Source organism: Nocardia sp. NPDC055029, from assembly GCF_053608525.1.
Map to the genome: position 1 here is coordinate 67,771 of NZ_JBSGVQ010000016.1, position 16,537 is coordinate 84,307.

Consider the following 16,537-nt stretch of genomic DNA (forward strand, 5'->3'; position numbering starts at 1 on the left):
GTCATGCGGGCAATCCATCTACCAGGAGGTGAGCACCGCTGTACATCGGTGCGCTCGAATTCGATCTACTGCTCGGTGACGTGCATTCGCTCAAGGAGAAGCGGTCGGTGATCCGCCCGATTCTCGCCGAGCTGCAGAAGCGCTTCGCCGTACACGCCGCCGAGGCGGGAGATCAGGACCTGCACCGCCGGGCATTGCTCGGGGTGGCCATGGTCAGTGCGGATACCGGGCACCTGAGCGAGGTGCTCGACAAGTGTGAGCGGCACGTTGCCGCGCGTCCGGAGATAGAGTTGCTGGCAGTACGCCGCCGGATCTTCGGACCCGAAGACTGAAGTAGAGATGCGGCACGGGTGTCAAGGCCCGGAGGCGGTAGCCTGCGTGACCACGCAGGGCCTCACCCGTGCCGCCCAGGAGAGGAGTCAGACCCATGGTGGATCAAGCCAGGGCACGCCGACTCGCCAAGCGGATTTCCGCGATCGTGGCCACCGCGATCGAGTACGAGATCAAGGATCCGCGGCTGCGGTTCGTCACCGTCACCGATGCCAAGGTGACCGGCGATCTGCGCGAGGCAACGGTGTTCTACACGGTGATGGGCGAGACGCTCGACACCGAACCCGACTACGCGGCCGCGGCCGCCGGTCTGGACGCGGCCAAGGGCGTCCTGCGGTCCAAGGTAGGTGCGGGTACCGGGGTGAAGTTCACCCCGATCCTGTCGTTCACGCTGGACAAGGTGCCCGACGCCGCCCGCGAGATGGAGGAGCTGCTTGCCCGAGCTCGCGCCATCGACGACGAGGTCGCCAAGGTCGCGGCCAACGCCACCCACGCCGGTGAGGCCGACCCGTACAAGGCCGATCGCGACGACGACGGCGACGAGTAACCCGGTATGAACGGTCAGCGCCCGGCGACGGAAGCCTGCGTGAGCACGCAGGGCGCCCGGGCATGCCGATCGGACGCAGCATGACCGGCGCCAGGGACGCGATGGTGCTGGACGCCGCCGTCGCCGCGGTGGCGGCGGCGCGTTCGGTGACCGTGTTGTGTCACGTGCAGCCCGACGCCGACACCATCGGCAGCGGGCTCGCGCTGGCACTGGCGCTGGAGCGCAAGGGCGTGCCGGTGGCGGTGTCGTTCGCCGAGCCCGCCGAACTGCCCGCCTCGCTGCGGACGCTGCCCGGCGGTCATCTGCTGGTGGCGCCCGCCGAGGTGCCGCTCGAGGTCGACCTGTTGGTCGTCGTCGACTGTGGCGCGCGCAGCAGGCTCGGCGCGCTCGCCGACCGGTTGCCCGGTGCGGCGACGACGCTGGTCATCGATCATCACCGCGCCAACGACGGTTTCGGCACCGTCGACCTGATCGACGAGTCGGCGGCGTCGACCACCGAACTGGTGACCCGCCTGCTCGACGCGTGGGGCATCCCGATCGACGCCGACATCGCGCACTGCCTGTTCGCGGGCTTGGTGACCGACACCGGATCGTTCCGCTGGGCGCGCACCGGCAGTCACACCATGGCCGAGCGGCTGCTCGCCACCGGAATCGATGGCGCCGAGATCACCCGCGTGCTGCTCGACACCCACCCGTTCTCGTGGCTGCCGATGCTGTCGAAGGTGCTGTCGACGGCCGTCGTCGTCCCGTCGGCCGCGGGCGTCGGGCTGGTCTATGCGCTGGTGCGCGCCGCCGACACCCATGATGTCGGGCCCGAAGAGGTGGAGAGCGTCATCGACGTCGTCCGGACCACCGCCGAAGCGGGGATCGCGGCCGTCTTCAAGGAAGCCCGCGGTCAGAACGACCGGTGGACGGTCTCGCTGCGCTCCCGTGACTCCGCGCCCGGTGCTGCCGATGGTGTGGATGTGGCGGCGATCGCCGCATCGTTCGGCGGTGGCGGGCACCGGTTCGCGGCGGGGTATACGACCTACGGCAACGCGGTCGACGTGGTGCAGGCTCTGGTCACCGCGCTTGGTTGATCGCCGAGTTGGTGACCGGACGCCCAGTCCGGCCAAGGCGGGACGGTCCAGCTGACCGGTCCGGCGCAGGCTGGTGACGGTCCAGCCGATTGGCCCGGCGCAGGCTGGTGACGGTCCAGCCGATCGGCTCGGTCCATGCCGGCGAGCGACCAGGCTGAGGATGGCCTAGCTGATCGTCTGGCGCAGGTGGTGATGGCCCTGCTGAGCGGCCCGGCTCGGGCTGGCGGCGGTCCAGTCGACCGGCTCGGCTCAGGTGAGTGACGGCGCTGCCGATCTGTCCGGGCGCGATCAGCCGACCTGAACAGGAGTGCGGCGCAAGCGCATCGTGAGCGGGACGCCCAGAATCGTTGTGGCAGCACACAATCCGAAGGCGAGTGCCGGTCGGTCGACGAGTAGCCCGGTGGCGCCGGCGACGACCAGGCCGCCGAGATTGCCGGTCATCCAGATCAGTCCGGCCGCCGTGCCTTCGGCCGCCCCGGTGTGGCGTTCGGCCATGGTGAGGACGATCGGCAGCGCGGGCAACAGGGTGAGGCCGATGAGGACAAACGCCAGGAATCCGGTGGCAAGGCCCGGCGCCACGGCCACGAGCAGGCAGGCGAGCGCGCTGGCCGTGAGGCCGACCATGACCGCGGGCAGTTCGACGCCGCGCCGCAGCACCGCCACCGGGACGACCGCGCATCCGACGACGCCGGCGAGGACGTTGATCAGCAGCACGATGCTCGCGGCATCGGTGCTGACGCCCGCGGGTTCCAGCAGCGCCTGACCGTAGGTGGCCAGGGCGACGAAGGTGCCGAACGGGAAGAACACCGCGACGCACAACCTGCGCACATAGCCGTCGCCGAGCGTGGCGCGCAGGGCGGACAGCGACGTCTGTGTACTCGCCGCCGGTCCGCGTCCGGCGTGGACCAGCTCCACCGTCAGCCAGATCGCGGCCGCACCGGCGAAGAGCGCACCGATCGCCGCCAGCGTTCCGAGCTGAGATTCCGCGGGCAGCGCCGCGCCGAGGACGAAGGCGGCGGCCATCCCGGCGAACGTGCTCGCCGTACCCACGGCGATCCCCGTCGGCCGGTCCTTCTCGTCGAGGTAGTGCCCGGCGATGCCGGTGATCGCATTGAGCACCAGCGGCTGCGCCACGGCGACGACGGTCTGCCCGACGAACACCACCGCGAACCCGTCGTGGAGCAACCGCAGTCCTGCACCGAACGCGGTCAGCACCGCGCCGGCGATCAACGCCGGCCGGAACCAGCGGTCGAGCAGGATGCCCGCGGGCACCGCGAGGACGACGTAGAGCAGCGGAAACATGTTCGCCAGCCAGCCGACGGCGGATTCGGAGACACCGAAATGCTCGGCGGCGACGGTCGTCACCGGTGCGTAAGTGAGCCACACCAGCTGCGTGGCCGCGCCGACCAGGGCAAACGCCGTGATCATGCGCCATCGGTTCGCCATGGTCGATCGTCCTCGGTGGTTCGGGCGGACTGGGAGTTCGCGGTGTTCGCTCGCCCGAGCGTGCGGTGTGGTCGTACCGGCAGCATCTGGGCGGGTGACCAATAATGCCCCGTCGGGGCGTACATCACGCGACTTTCCGGAATCAGCCCCGTCGGCGCCGGGCTTATGACGTGCATCGGACCGGACGGCGTCGGCCCATGATGCCGAGCGGCCAAGCCCGCGTCGCGCCCACTGTGTGGCTCGGGGTGTCGCGCCGGGCGGCGACGATCGACCGGAAGATGGCCTCGTCGAGGGGTCATGCCGGTGTCGTGGCCACGGTGTCGGGCCGAGCCGGTCTGGCGCTTGTCGCGCACTGAGTGCCGGGCGATCAGGACCGTGTAGCGCCCACGGTGCCTCCGGGCCGCCCACGGTGCCCATCGATTCGGTCGGTATCGCGCCCACGATGCCGATCGGTCTGCTCGGGCGGCGCGTCCCCGATGCGCTGGGATCGTCCGGTGCCCGGTCGGTGTGCCTGGGCAGCTGGACCGCATGCCGTGCCGTCGCCGCCGGCTTGTCGGTGCGGTGTGCGACCATCGGCCGTGATCAGCACTGGCGTGCGCCGGAACGGGCGCCCATCGACGGGGGAGGCCGGGGCGTGAGTTCCATCGATGATCCGAAGGGTCAGGTCGGTCCGCGGCGGATTCTCGGGATCGCGCTGCCTACGCTCGGTGTGCTGGTGGCCGAGCCGTTGTATCTGCTGTTCGACATGGCGGTCGTCGGCAGGCTCGGGGCGCTGGCTCTGGCGGGGCTGGCCGTCGGTGGCGTCATCGTGGGCACAGTCAGCACCCAGCTGACCTTCCTGTCGTACGGCACGACGGCGCGGGCGGCGCGACGGCACGGTGCGGGGGATCGGGCCGGTGCGGTCGAGGAAGGCATCCAGGCGAGCTGGGTGGGGGCGGCGATCGGTGTGCTCATCGTGCTGGTGGTGCAGCTGTTCGCGGGGCCGCTGTGCGCGGCGATCGCCGGTGGTGGCGAGATCGCCGACGAGGCGCTGATCTGGGTGCGGATCGCGCTGTGCGGTGTGCCGCTGATCCTGCTGTCGATGGCGGGTAACGGCTGGATGCGTGGCGTGCAGGACGTGCGCCGCCCGCTGATGTATGTGGTTGCGGGACTGGCGTTGTCGGCCGTGCTGTGCCCGGTGCTGGTGTACGGGCTGTTGGGCGCGCCGCGGATGGAACTGGCCGGTTCGGCGGTGGCGAATCTCGCCGGGCAGCTCGTGTCCGGCGCCCTGTTCGTCTACGCGCTGCTGCGGGAACGGGTTTCGCTGCGTCCGCGTCCCGCCGTGATGCGCGCGCAGCTGGTGCTCGGCCGTGATCTCATCGTGCGCAGCCTGTCGTTCCAGGTGTGCTTCGTCTCCGCCGCCGCGGTCGCCGCGCGCTTCGGCGCCGCCTCCGTCGCCGCCCACCAGCTGGTCCTGCAACTGTGGAATTTCCTTGCGCTGACCCTGGATTCGCTCGCCATCGCCGCCCAGACCCTCGTCGGCGCCGCGCTCGGCGCGGGCAATGCGCGCGGCGCGAAGGGTATCGCGCGCCGGGTCACCGGCTGGTCGGAGATCTTCGCGCTGGTCCTGGCCGCGGTCTTCGCCGCCGGTGCGGGCGTGATCCCGCTGCTGTTCACCGACGACGCGCAGGTCCTCGATCGTACCCACGTCATCTGGTGGTTCTTCGTCGCCATGATCCCTGTGGCCGGCGCGGTCTTCGCGCTCGACGGCGTGCTGCTCGGCGCGGGCGACGCCGCGTTCCTGCGCACCGCCACCCTCGCCGCGGCCCTCGCCGGATTCCTTCCGCTGATCTGGCTTTCCCTCGTCTTCGACTGGGGCGTTGCGGGGATCTGGTCCGGCCTGGTCGCCTTCATGCTGCTGCGCCTGATCGCCGTCGTCGCCCGGGCTCGCTCCGGCCGCTGGGCTCGTGTCGGCGCCGATGTGCCGAGCGGAGCCGCCTGAAGGGAGTGGCGCTCGTCACACCGATCCCCCCGATGGCGATGTCGCACTACCGTCGGAACGGATGACTTCGAGCCGATGATGGAGGCGAAGTAGCGGTGCTGGACGTGTTTTCGAGGAGTGCCGGCCTGCGCTTGGCGGCCGGCGCGGCAGTGCTGCTGGCCGGTGCCGGGGTGGGGATACCCCCGGCGCAGGCGGCTCCGGAAGGCACCGGCGCACTCCTCGCGCACGTCGACCAGCCCGCGGGCTGGGGAGACTGGTCGCGCGCGGCGATCGTGGACTACCGCACGGAAGGACCCACCGGCGGACTGGTCGACAGCGCCGGACTGGTGCTGCTCCCCGCTGCACCCGCACCCGCGGGCGGCTACCCGATCGTGGCGTGGGACCACGGCACCAGCGGACTCGGTCCACAGTGCGGCATCACGACGACGAAAGCGGCCAACGACCGGCCGCTGCTGCAAGCATTCCTGGATCGCGGCTGGGCGGTAGTTGCCCCGGACTATGTCGGGTTGTCGCCGAACTCGCGGACCGTCCACCCGTACCTGCACACGCGCACCGAGGCGACGGCAACCGTCGACCTGGTCAAGGCGGCACGGTCCGCGGTTCCCGCGCTGTCGAACGCGTGGGCCGTCGTCGGCTCGTCCCAGGGCGGGCACGCCGCGCTGGCCACCGGCAACCTCGCCACCGGCTACGCGCCTGACCTCGATTTCCGTGGCACCGTGGCGATGGCGCCGGAGTCCAACTACGAGAACATCCTCTCCCAGGTGGGTCCGCAGGTGCCCAACCTGCCGATGGTCGACCGGCTCACCGGCCCGTTCGCCGGCATGCTCGCCGGGCTGCGCGCCACCCGTCCCGACCTCGACGTGAACGGGCACCTCAGTGAACCGGGCCGGACCCTCGTCGACGCCATCTCCACTGCCTGCGTCCAGGACTTCGACATGCTCTCGGCGGGCATGTCACTCGGGTCGATACTCGCGAAACCGATGGCGGACAACGGCATCGGGACCGGCCTGCGCGACTACATGGTCGCCCCGACCGCCGGCTACCAGGAGCCGGTGCTGATTACCCACGGCGTGACCGACACCGTCGTCCCGATCCCGATGACCTTCACCCTGCTGTCCCAACTGCGCGCCTCGGGCACCCAGGTCGACTTCGAGATGTACTCGGTCTCGCACGAGGAGATCGAGGAAGCCTCGCGCGACCGCGTGCTGACCTTCGTCGACGGACTGTTCCGCGCCTGATCCGCGTCAGCGTGGACAGGGGCGCTGCCGCGCCCCACGGACGCGCCGCCGCGCGCGTATGCCACTGTGGACAGGTGAATCCGAAGTTGATGGCGGTCAGTGATGTGCACGTGGGGCATCAGGGCAACAAGCCGGTGGTGGAGCAGATCCAGCCGGATTCGCCGGAGGACTGGCTGATCGTCGCGGGTGACGTGGGCGAGAAGGCCGACGAGGTCCGCTGGGCGCTCGAGCTGCTGCGTGGCCGGTTCGCGAAGGTCATCTGGGTGCCGGGCAACCACGAGCTGTGGACCACGCCCAAGGACCCGGTGCAGATGCACGGCGCCGCCCGCTACGACTACCTCGTCGCGATGTGCCGTGACCTCGACGTCGTGACACCGGAGGACCCGTTCCCGGTGTGGACCGGATCCGGCGCCGAGCAGTACGGCGGCCGCGTCACCATCGCACCGATGTTCCTGCTCTACGACTACTCGTGGCTACCCGCCGGGACCACCACCAAGACCCAGGGCCTGGCCCTCGCGCGCGAGCGCAATGTCGTCGCCACCGACGAATTCCTGCTGACCCCCGACCCGTACCTCACCCGCGACGCCTGGTGCCACGCCCGCGTGCAGTACACCCAGCGCCGCCTCGACGCCCTGGGCGCCGACACCCCCGTGGTGCTGGTCAACCACTTCCCGCTGGTCCGCCAGCCCACCGAGATCCTGTTCTACCCCGAGTTCTCGATGTGGTGCGGCACCGACCTCACCGCCGACTGGCACACCAGCTACAACGTGGTCTGCTCGGTCTACGGCCACCTGCACATCCCGCGCACCACCTACTACGACGGCGTCCGCTTCGAAGAGGTCTCCCTCGGCTACCCCCGCGAATGGAAGCGCCGCGGCATGCCCGAACCCCTGCTCCGCCAGATCCTGCCCGAACCGGTCTACGCCGAGGGCGACCTCAACGCCTGGGGCGGCCACTTCACCGTCACCCCGGAAATGGAAGCCGCGGCGGCCGAGATGCGGGCGAAAGCCGACCGGCGCCGGGGCATCTGACCCCGTCGCGGTACCGGCAGCACCACGTTCCGGCACCGACCGCAGCGCGTTCCGGCCACCGGTAGCCGGGCGGGCAGACACAGCTGTCGTGCAGTGGCAGCCGCAGGGCAGACGCCCGCCGGCAGTGACGGGCGCCAGGCCGTGGCGGGCGCGGGGCAGTGACGGCCGCCGGGCCGGCATTCACGGGCGGGGGTGCGGCTGTGGCCTCGGCCGACGCCGGAGCGATGAGCGCAACAGGCAACAGCGGCTGCGGTCGGACGGCGAGCTATGGCACCGATTACGCTGGTTCCCGATGATTCAGAACATTCTGCCGTCCGGGGTTGCTGCCGCGGAGCTGCTGGCGTACCCGGAGGACCTGAAGGCGCACCCGGCCGAGGAGCACCTCATCGCCAAGTCGGTCGAGAAGCGCCGCCGCGACTTCATCGGTGCCCGGCACTGCGCGCGGCTGGCGCTCGAGCAGCTCGGCGAGCCGCCGGTGGCGATCGGTAAAGGGGAGCGTGGCATGCCACTGTTCCCGCGCGGTGTGGTCGGCAGCCTGACCCACTGCGACGGCTACCGTGCTGCCGCGATGGCGCACGCGCTGCGGTTCCGCTCGGTCGGCATCGACGCCGAACCGCACGGTGCCCTGCCCGACGGCGTGCTCGAATCGGTCAGCTTGCCCGCCGAACGGGACTGGCTGGCCGGTGCGCCGAGTGCGGGCCTGCACCTGGATCGCCTGCTGTTCTGCGCCAAGGAAGCCACCTACAAGGCCTGGTTCCCGCTGACTCTGCGCTGGCTCGGCTTCGAGGACGCGCACATCACCTTCGAGATCGATTCCCGCACCGCCGATTCCGGCTCGGGAACGTTCCACACGAAGCTGCTCGTCCCCGGTAGGACGAACGACGGCGGCGCCCCGCTGACCTCGTTCGACGGACGCTGGCTGATCGCCGACGGGCTGATCCTGACCGCGATCGCGCACGGCTGATGGCCGCGCGTACACCCGCGGTCGACCAGCTCGGCGGGCTGGTGATCGTCGACAAGGACGGCGGCTGGACCAGCCACGACGTGGTGGCGCGCAGCCGGAAACTGTTGCGCACCAAGAAGGTCGGCCACGCGGGCACCCTCGACCCGATGGCCACCGGTGTTCTCGTGCTCGGCGTGGAGCGGGCGACGAAGCTGCTCGGTCAGCTGATCCTCACCACCAAGGCGTACACGGCGACCATCCGGCTCGGCCAGGCCACGATCACCGACGACGCCGAGGGCGAGGTCACCGCGACCACGCCCGCGCTGCACCTCACCGACGAGCAGATCGCGGCCGGTGTCGCCGCGCTGACCGGCGACATCGAGCAGGTGCCCGCCACGGTCAGCGCCATCAAGGTCGACGGTGAACGCGCCTACGCCCGCGCCCGCGCCGGCGAAGACGTCCAACTGGCCGCGCGTCCGGTCACCGTGTCGCGCTTCGACATCCTGGCCCGCCGCGATCTCGCCGACGGCGAATTCGTCGACCTCGACGTGGAAGTCGAATGCTCCTCGGGCACCTACATCCGCGCCCTCGCCCGTGACCTCGGCGCCGCCCTCGGCGTCGGCGGCCACCTGACGGCGTTGCGCCGCACCAGGGTCGGCCCGTTCACCCTCGAACACGCCCGCACCCTGGACGAACTCGCCACTGCCGCCGAGGCCGGACAGCCACTGCTCAGCCTCGATATCGACACCGCGGTGCGTACGGCGTTCCCGCACCGCGACATCGACGAATCCCAGGCGAACGACCTGCGCAACGGGCGCTGGCTCGAACCGATCGGCCGCAAGGGCGTGTACGCCGCGATCGATCCGGCTGGCCGCGCCATCGCGCTGCTGGAGGAGAGCGGTAAGCGCGCGGCGTCGGTGATGGTGGTCCGCCCCCAGGGCATCGGCGACTGACCTTCGCGGAAAGTCCGCCGAGGGATACGCCCGGCATTTTCGTGCACTACGCTGCCGCGCAGTCAGAAAACTGACTGCCGACGGCCGTTTCGCACGAAAATGCCGGGCCCAGGCATACCCGCTGGCAGGAACGGGCCGACGTGCACCGGCCCTCGGATAAGTACAGTGGCGGTAACGGTCGGCGCCATGGTTATCGCCGCCCGCGGGGAAGGGTAGCGAGATGACTGCAGAACAGGTCGACACATTCGCGCTGTGGGACCGGGACGGTGACGGCCTGGTGTCCGTGGACGATATCGCGGCCGGAATCCGTTCCGCCGGTATCGAAGTCGACCGCCCGGCGATCGAGCGACTCGTCGCCGCGGCCGACACCGACGGTGACTTCCTGGTCTCACGTGCCGAATTCGATGCCGCCGTCGTCGAGGGGCGCATCGAGGTGACCGATGCCGAGGCAGCGTTCCGGGTGTTCGATGTCAACGGCGACGGGCGAATCTCGGTCACCGAACTGGATTCGCTGATCCGCCACGTCGGCGCGGGGCGGATCGAGGAACCGGCCGGTGATCTGCTCGCCGCCGCGGACCAGGACGGCGACGGGTACTTGTCCCTCGCGGAATTCCGGGTACTGCTGGACTTCCTGTCGCGCTGATACCCAGCGGGAGATCGGCGGCTCGGTCGTCACCCGCTGTCGACCCGTTGATCGGGCGCGCCACTGTGTCAGTGCCACTTGACTTGTCGTTAACGTACGCACCGCACCGGGCGATAGCCGAGATGTATATCTGGCGGCTCGGAGGGTGAATCATGGCTGCGATGCGGAAGACCTGGATCGGCGTCGTTGCCGGTGTGACAGCACTGTTTCTCGCCGGATGTGGAGCTGGTGACCCGCAGGTGTCAGGGACCTCGAGTGCGGCGCGACCGACCAGCACGTCACGTCCGTCGGTCGTCACCCCGCCGAGCGGCGCCCCGGCCACCGCCGCCCCGGCCACGGTCGCGCCGATCGACACCGCCCCCGGGACCACCGCCGTGCCCACCACCCCGGCACAGCCCGGCCCGCCGCCGACACCCACGACAGGCACCGTCGTCCTGCGCACCGCGACGCTGTCGGGTGTTCCTGTTCCGGGTGTTCCCGTATACCTTTCGCTCCAGCAGCCGTGCGATCCGGCGAGCCACGACATCCCCGTCGGCGAAACCACCGAAACCCAGCGGCTGGACGGTGTCACCGACACGTCCGGGCTGGCCGTCTTCACCACCGTGACCGGCTGCTACCGCTTCGGTATGACGGCCCCCGCGGGCACCGACCCCGTCCCGGAAGGCATGCACAGCCTCTTCCTCGTCGACCAGGGCGCCACCGTCACCGGACAGCTCCGCTTCCAGGACGCAGCACCCGAACCGGCACCGGCCTGCGCCGAATCCACCATCGAGACCGAACTCGGCGTCGACCCGGCACCGGCCGCCGACATCGGCGAGTGCAACGGACAGTGGGCCGTGATCTCCTGGGCCACTCCCGGTGACAACCAGCGAATCATCACCCGCACCTCGGGAACCTGGACCACCTATGTCCTGTTCCCGCACACCACCTGCTGGGACACGGCCACCGCCGACGGCGTGCCGGACAGCCTGCGGCGCTACTTCAACTGCTGATCAGGCGGTGAGCCAGATCGCCTCGGCGGCAAGTGTCCCCAGCTCGGTGGGGGTGGCGGCGGCCGCGATGCGGACCGCGATGGTGCCGGCGAAATCGCGGCGCTCCTCGACCTCGATCACGGTGTCGAGGGCGATCCCGACCGAGTCGAAGTAGCGCAGCATCGCCGGATCGGAGTCGGAGATGCGAGCCACGCGGCCGGATTCGCCTGCCGCGAAGTCGCTGAGGCGGCGGGCAGGGGGAGTGGGGACGGCGCCGTCGGCGGAGGGGATGGGGTCGCCGTGCGGGTCGCGGTCGGGGTGGCCGAGTTTCGCGTCGATGCGGGACATCAGCAGCTCCGAGACCGCGTGCTCGAGCACCTCGGCCTCGTCGTGCACTTCGTCCCAGCCGTAGCCGAGTTCGTTCACCAGGAAGGTCTCGATCAGCCGATGCCTGCGCACCATCGCGATCGCGGCGCGCCTGCCGTGCTCGGTGAGGGTGATCGAGCCGTAGCGGGCGTGCTCGACCAGACCCTGATCGGACAGCTTGCGCACGGCCTCCGACACCGTGGAGGCCGACACCCCGATCCGCTCGGCGAGCAGCTTCGTCGACACCTTCTCCTGCGACCATTCCTGCGCGGTCCAGATGACCTTCAGGTAGTCCTGTGCCACCGCCGACAACTCGGGCGCGATCGTCGCGGTGGCAGCGAGTTCGGCCTGTTCACCGAGCTGCGTCGACGCGCGGCGGGGAGCGACATCTCGTTTACCTGGCACATCATTGATGTTAGGCATCCCTGGCCCGAATGACACATCGGCGAACGGCACGGCGCGGTGCAGGATCCTTCTCACACCGGAATTCTGTTCCCGTACCGCTTTGCGTAGGCTTCGCTCTGTGCAGAGATGGCGAAGTCTCGACGATGTGCCCGCGGACTGGGGGCGCTGCGTCCTCACGATCGGCGTGTTCGACGGCGTGCATCGCGGGCACGCGCAGCTGATCAGCCGTGCGGTGGCCGCGGCGAAGAAGCGTGGTGTTCCGTCGGTTCTGATGACCTTCGATCCGCACCCGATGGAAGTGGTGCGGCCCGGTTCGCATCCCGCGCAGCTCACCACCCTGACCCGGCGCGCCGAACTCGCCGAGGAACTGGGCATCGACGTGTTCTGCGTGATGCCGTTCACCCAGGACTTCATGAAGCTCACCCCGTCCGGGTACGTCCACGACCTGCTGGTGGAACGCCTGCACGTCACCGAGGTGGTCGTGGGTGACAACTTCACCTTCGGCAAGAAGGCCGCGGGCACCGTCGACACCATGCGCGAACTCGGTGGCCGCTTCGGCTTCGAGGTCGACGGGGTCACCCTGCTCGGCGAGCACGCCGTCACCTTCTCCTCCACCTACATCCGCTCCTGCGTGGAAGCCGGTGACATGACGGCGGCCGCCGAAGCACTCGGCCGCCCGCATCGCGTCGAAGGCGTCGTCGTGCACGGCGACGGCCGTGGCCGCGGGCTCGGCTTCCCGACCGCCAACGTCGCCCCGCCCATGCACGCCGCGATCCCCGCCGACGGCGTGTACGCGGGCTGGTTCACCGTCCTCGGGCACGGCCCGGCCATCGGCACGGTCGAACCCGGTGAGCGCGCGATGGCCGCGATCTCGGTCGGCACCAACCCCACGTTCTCCGGCCGCTCACGCACCGTGGAGGCGTTCGTCCTCGATGGCGAGGCCGACCTGTACGGCCAGCACGTCGCGGTCGACTTCGTCGAGCAGCTGCGCGGCATGCGCAAGTTCGACACCATCGACGACCTGGTCGAGGCCATGGGCCGCGATGTCGAGAACGCGCGCAAAATCCTGACCGCAGCCGAGGCGGCCAAGCAGGCCTGAACCCGATTCACCGTCTCACCTGGTCGCGTGTAAGGTTGATCCTCGGGTTTGCTGCGGTCCGCGGTGGCGCCCCTCCCGGGTAACCGGAACTTCGAGCGCGGAACTGAGAAATAGGAGTCGATGCCGCATGGCGCTGACCACTGAGCAGAAGTCGGCCATTCTGGCCGAATACGGCCTGCACGAGAAGGACACCGGCTCGCCGGAGGCGCAGATCGCGCTGCTGTCGAAGCGGATCTCGGACCTGACCGAGCACCTCAAGCAGCACAAGCACGATCACCACACCCGGCACGGCCTGCTGGCCCTGATCGGTCGTCGTCGCCGCCTGTCGAAGTACCTGCAGGCCAAGGACATCGAGCGTTACCGTTCGCTCATCGAGCGTCTCGGCCTGCGCCGCTGATCTGCTTCGACACGCCTCCCCGCTGAGGCGGTCGGCGAGTAGCCAATGGGAAGAAGTACACTTCTTCTCGTTGGCTATTCGTGTATTCGGGGACCATCGGGTTCCCACGTGCACTACAACATGTGACAGCCGTGTGCATCCGTCCGCGTGGCGTCGGTCTTCGGTAGTGGCCTTTCGGCTGGCGTGTTCCTCACCGCCGTCGGGCTTCGATCGATGACCGCCTCCGCGTCGCCGCTTCCAAGGGGATACGGCCGGGTGCTGCGCGTGGCAGCCAGGAGGGTTTCCACGTGTCCGTGTCCGGTACGGCTGACGAATAGCCGGTTCGCGCCCACATGGTGCTGCGCTCCGGCGAGACGAGAGGTCGAGAGAAGAAAATGACGCAGACAACTGAACGTACTTCGACTGCGGTCGAGGTCGAGCCCGGTGTTTTCGAGTCGGTCGCGCTGATCGACAACGGTAGCTTCGGCACCCGCACCATCCGCTTCGAGACGGGCCGTCTGGCCAAGCAGGCCGCCGGCTCCGTCGTCGCCTACCTGGACGACGAGACCATGCTGCTGTCGGCGACCACCGCCGGTAAGCACCCCAAGGACCAGTTCGACTTCTTCCCGCTGACGGTCGACGTCGAAGAGCGCATGTACGCCGCGGGCCGTATCCCCGGCTCGTTCTTCCGTCGCGAGGGCCGCCCCTCCACCGACGCGATCCTGACCTGCCGCCTGATCGACCGTCCGCTGCGCCCGTCGTTCGTCGACGGCCTGCGCAACGAGATCCAGGTCGTGGTCACCGTGCTGAGCCTGGACCCGCAGGATCTCTACGACGTGGTGGCCATCAACGCCGCCTCGGCGTCCACCCAGATCTCCGGCCTGCCGTTCTCCGGCCCGGTCGGCGGCGTGCGCGTCGCCCTGATCGGTGGCCAGTGGGTCGCGTTCCCGACCGTGGAGCAGCTCGAGGGCGCCGTGTTCGACATGGTCGTCGCCGGTCGCGTCACCGATACCGGTGACGTCGCCATCATGATGGTCGAGGCCGAGGCCACCGACAAGGTCATCGCGCTGATCGCCGACGGCGCGCAGGCGCCCACCGAGGCCGTCGTCGCCGAGGGCCTCGAGGCCGCCAAGCCGTTCATCGCCCGCCTGTGCCGCGCGCAGTCGGACCTGGCCTCCCTGGCCGCCAAGCCGACCGAGGAGTTCCCGCTCTTCCCGCCGTACGGCGCCGACGTGTTCGAGGCCGTCGAGGGCACCGCCAAGCGTGAGCTGAACGAGGCGCTGTCGATCGCCGACAAGCAGGCCCGCGAGGCCAAGATCGACGAGATCAAGGTCGAGGTGCTCGGTCGCCTCGGTGACGATTTCACCGGTCGCGAGAAGGAGCTGGGCGCCGCGTTCCGCTCGGTCACCAAGAAGCTGGTGCGTCAGCGCATCCTCACCGACGGCTTCCGCATCGACGGTCGCGGTCTGGCCGACATCCGTGAGCTCTCCGCCGAGGTCGACGTGATCCCGCGCGCCCACGGTTCGGCGATCTTCGAGCGTGGCGAGACCCAGATCATGGGCGTCACCACCCTGGACATGGTGAAGATGGCCCAGCAGGTCGACTCGCTCGGCCCGGAGACCACCAAGCGCTACATGCACCACTACAACTTCCCGCCGTTCTCCACCGGCGAGACCGGCCGCGTCGGTTCGCCGAAGCGTCGCGAGATCGGCCACGGCGCGCTCGCCGAGCGTGCGCTGATGCCGGTGCTGCCCTCGCAGGAGGAGTTCCCCTACGCCATCCGTCAGGTCTCGGAGGCGCTGAGCTCCAACGGCTCCACCTCGATGGGTTCGGTCTGTGCCTCGACCCTGTCGCTGCTCAACGCCGGTGTGCCGCTGAAGGCGCCGGTCGCCGGTATCGCCATGGGCCTGGTGTCGGACACCGTCACCAACGACAAGGGTGAGGACGAGGTCCGCTACGTCGCGCTGACCGATATCCTCGGCGCCGAGGATGCCTTCGGCGACATGGACTTCAAGGTTGCCGGTACCCGTGAGTTCGTCACCGCCCTGCAGCTGGACACCAAGCTCGACGGCATCCCCTCGCAGGTGCTGGCCGGTGCGCTGAACCAGGCGCACGACGCGCGCACCACCATCCTGGACGTGATGGCCGAGGCCATCGCCACCCCGGACGAGATGAGCCCGTACGCCCCGCGCGTCACCGCGATCAAGATCCCGGTCGACAAGATCGGTGAGGTCATCGGCCCCAAGGGCAAGATGATCAACCAGATCACCGAGGACACCGGCGCCAACATCTCCATCGAGGATGACGGCACCGTGTTCGTCGGTGCGACCGACGGCCCGTCGGCGCAGGCCGCGATCGACGCGATCAACGCGATCGCCAACCCGCAGCTGCCGAAGGTCGGCGAGCGCTTCCTCGGCACGGTCGTCAAGACCACCGCCTTCGGCGCGTTCGTCTCGCTGCTGCCGGGCCGTGACGGCCTGGTGCACATCTCCAAGCTGGGCAGCGGCAAGCGCGTCGCCAAGGTCGAGGACGTGGTCAACGTCGGCGACAAGCTGCGCGTGGAGATCGCCGACATCGACAACCGCGGCAAGATCTCGCTGGTCCCCGTCGAGGAGGAGACGGCCGAGGCCGCCGCTCCCGCTGAGGAGACCGCCGCCGCGGAGTAAGCGCGCGGTAGCTTCACCACCTGCCGAAACCCCTCGCCGTGTCGCACGGCGGGGGGTTTCGTCGTGTCCGGGGGAGTAGCGGCCACAGAAAAGTGGTGTGAATCACTGCGATGCAACGTTGATGCAACGTTGTTTCACATAGTGTTGCCCGACACAGCGTGCAGCTGTGCCGACAGCTGACATGTCGCCTCGGGAGCGATATGTCCTCCGCTGTCCACTCGGCGTATGCGGTCGAATTGCTGGACCGTTCTCAGCGCCGGGAAACCTGGTCTTCGAGTCGAGATTTTGGCGGAATCTGGTCCGGTTTATTATCCGACCGCATACGCTTCTCCTCGTCTGCTGGTGCGGGTGTCAGGTGTCGTGGTTTGACGATGGAGGTCGGGAGATAACCGAGTCATAGCTGGTTGCATGGCGGCGAACCGGATCGCGGTGATCGTGTCATAGCCGATCGCGCTGAATTCCG

15 protein-coding genes are annotated in these 16,537 nt (G+C 69.3%); 13 read left to right on the forward strand and 2 right to left on the reverse strand.

Going from position 1 to position 16,537, the window contains the following annotated elements; all coding sequences use genetic code 11:
* Window positions 1-38: 38 nt before the first annotated feature.
* The 3 genes from ACWF9G_RS16525 (at window position 39) to ACWF9G_RS16535 (ending at window position 1,956) form a co-directional block, all read left to right on the forward strand.
* Window positions 39-332, forward strand: coding sequence for a DUF503 domain-containing protein (locus ACWF9G_RS16525; RefSeq protein WP_379309451.1), 294 nt, complete (start codon window positions 39-41; stop codon window positions 330-332).
* Between the two features lie 95 nt (window positions 333-427).
* Window positions 428-877, forward strand: a complete 450-nt coding sequence (rbfA, locus tag ACWF9G_RS16530) for a 30S ribosome-binding factor RbfA (RefSeq protein ID WP_189024213.1) — start codon at window positions 428-430, stop codon at window positions 875-877.
* 62 nt (window positions 878-939) lie between these two features.
* Window positions 940-1,956 carry a DHH family phosphoesterase gene (locus tag ACWF9G_RS16535; RefSeq protein ID WP_379309434.1) on the forward strand — a complete coding sequence of 339 codons (1,017 nt, stop codon included), beginning with the start codon at window positions 940-942 and terminating at the stop codon, window positions 1,954-1,956.
* A gap of 288 nt (window positions 1,957-2,244) precedes the next feature.
* Here the strand turns inward: ACWF9G_RS16535 and ACWF9G_RS16540 are convergent, their stop codons facing one another.
* Window positions 2,245-3,384, reverse strand: coding sequence for an MFS transporter (locus ACWF9G_RS16540; protein WP_452516184.1), 1,140 nt, complete (start codon window positions 3,382-3,384; stop codon window positions 2,245-2,247).
* 652 nt (window positions 3,385-4,036) lie between these two features.
* On the opposite strand from ACWF9G_RS16540, the gene ACWF9G_RS16545 reads away from it, so the two are divergent.
* From ACWF9G_RS16545 to ACWF9G_RS16575, 7 genes are all read left to right on the forward strand, one after another.
* Window positions 4,037-5,383 (forward strand): MATE family efflux transporter, encoded by a 1,347-nt coding sequence (locus ACWF9G_RS16545; RefSeq protein ID WP_452516186.1) that lies wholly within the window; start codon window positions 4,037-4,039, stop codon window positions 5,381-5,383.
* Window positions 5,384-5,478: 95 nt separating this feature from the next.
* Window positions 5,479-6,621 (forward strand): lipase family protein, encoded by a 1,143-nt coding sequence (locus ACWF9G_RS16550; RefSeq protein ID WP_452516187.1) that lies wholly within the window; start codon window positions 5,479-5,481, stop codon window positions 6,619-6,621.
* Window positions 6,622-6,710: 89 nt separating this feature from the next.
* Window positions 6,711-7,652: a metallophosphoesterase family protein gene (locus tag ACWF9G_RS16555; RefSeq protein ID WP_379309450.1), complete on the forward strand. Its 942-nt coding sequence runs from the start codon at window positions 6,711-6,713 to the stop codon at window positions 7,650-7,652.
* Window positions 7,653-7,944: 292 nt separating this feature from the next.
* A complete protein-coding gene (gene npt / locus ACWF9G_RS16560; protein ID WP_452516188.1) occupies window positions 7,945-8,616 on the forward strand; it encodes a 4'-phosphopantetheinyl transferase Npt in 672 nt (223 codons plus the stop codon).
* Window positions 8,616-9,548 carry a tRNA pseudouridine(55) synthase TruB gene (gene truB, locus ACWF9G_RS16565; RefSeq protein WP_379309429.1) on the forward strand — a complete coding sequence of 311 codons (933 nt, stop codon included), beginning with the start codon at window positions 8,616-8,618 and terminating at the stop codon, window positions 9,546-9,548. The genes npt and truB overlap by 1 nt, the downstream gene beginning before the upstream one ends.
* 220 nt (window positions 9,549-9,768) lie before the next feature.
* On the forward strand, window positions 9,769-10,191 hold the full coding sequence (locus ACWF9G_RS16570) for an EF-hand domain-containing protein (RefSeq protein WP_379309428.1): 423 nt from the start codon (window positions 9,769-9,771) through the stop codon (window positions 10,189-10,191).
* 161 nt (window positions 10,192-10,352) lie between these two features.
* Window positions 10,353-11,183: a hypothetical protein gene (locus ACWF9G_RS16575; protein ID WP_452516189.1), complete on the forward strand. Its 831-nt coding sequence runs from the start codon at window positions 10,353-10,355 to the stop codon at window positions 11,181-11,183.
* On the opposite strand, the gene ACWF9G_RS16580 is transcribed toward ACWF9G_RS16575, so the two are convergent.
* Complete coding sequence (locus tag ACWF9G_RS16580; protein ID WP_452516191.1) at window positions 11,184-11,951, reverse strand: metal-dependent transcriptional regulator; 768 nt, start codon at window positions 11,949-11,951, stop codon at window positions 11,184-11,186.
* A 100-nt stretch (window positions 11,952-12,051) separates the two neighbouring features.
* Here ACWF9G_RS16580 and ACWF9G_RS16585 point away from each other — a divergent pair, with 100 nt between their 5' ends.
* The 3 genes from ACWF9G_RS16585 to ACWF9G_RS16595 all read left to right on the forward strand — a co-directional run bounded on the left by ACWF9G_RS16585 (window position 12,052) and on the right by ACWF9G_RS16595 (window position 16,074).
* Window positions 12,052-13,032, forward strand: coding sequence for a bifunctional riboflavin kinase/FAD synthetase (locus tag ACWF9G_RS16585; RefSeq protein WP_379309425.1), 981 nt, complete (start codon window positions 12,052-12,054; stop codon window positions 13,030-13,032).
* A 127-nt stretch (window positions 13,033-13,159) separates the two neighbouring features.
* Window positions 13,160-13,429, forward strand: coding sequence for a 30S ribosomal protein S15 (gene rpsO / locus ACWF9G_RS16590; RefSeq protein WP_019048089.1), 270 nt, complete (start codon window positions 13,160-13,162; stop codon window positions 13,427-13,429).
* Window positions 13,430-13,803: 374 nt separating this feature from the next.
* Window positions 13,804-16,074, forward strand: coding sequence for a polyribonucleotide nucleotidyltransferase (locus ACWF9G_RS16595; RefSeq protein ID WP_452516193.1), 2,271 nt, complete (start codon window positions 13,804-13,806; stop codon window positions 16,072-16,074).
* Window positions 16,075-16,537: the final 463 nt, after the last annotated feature.

Bases quoted from the DNA above. Each gene is read 5' to 3' on its own strand.
- ACWF9G_RS16575 (WP_452516189.1), top strand. From the start codon at position 10,353: ATGCGGAAGACCTGGATCGGCGTCGTTGCCGGTGTGACAGCACTGTTT.
- truB (WP_379309429.1), top strand. From the start codon at position 8,616: ATGGCCGCGCGTACACCCGCGGTCGACCAGCTCGGCGGGCTGGTGATC.
- ACWF9G_RS16570 (WP_379309428.1), top strand. From the start codon at position 9,769: ATGACTGCAGAACAGGTCGACACATTCGCGCTGTGGGACCGGGACGGT.
- ACWF9G_RS16540 (WP_452516184.1), bottom strand. From the start codon at position 3,384: ATGATCACGGCGTTTGCCCTGGTCGGCGCGGCCACGCAGCTGGTGTGG.
- rbfA (WP_189024213.1), top strand. From the start codon at position 428: ATGGTGGATCAAGCCAGGGCACGCCGACTCGCCAAGCGGATTTCCGCG.
- ACWF9G_RS16535 (WP_379309434.1), top strand. From the start codon at position 940: ATGCCGATCGGACGCAGCATGACCGGCGCCAGGGACGCGATGGTGCTG.
- ACWF9G_RS16595 (WP_452516193.1), top strand. From the start codon at position 13,804: ATGACGCAGACAACTGAACGTACTTCGACTGCGGTCGAGGTCGAGCCC.
- npt (WP_452516188.1), top strand. From the start codon at position 7,945: ATGATTCAGAACATTCTGCCGTCCGGGGTTGCTGCCGCGGAGCTGCTG.
- rpsO (WP_019048089.1), top strand. From the start codon at position 13,160: ATGGCGCTGACCACTGAGCAGAAGTCGGCCATTCTGGCCGAATACGGC.
- ACWF9G_RS16555 (WP_379309450.1), top strand. From the start codon at position 6,711: ATGGCGGTCAGTGATGTGCACGTGGGGCATCAGGGCAACAAGCCGGTG.
- ACWF9G_RS16580 (WP_452516191.1), bottom strand. From the start codon at position 11,951: ATGCCTAACATCAATGATGTGCCAGGTAAACGAGATGTCGCTCCCCGC.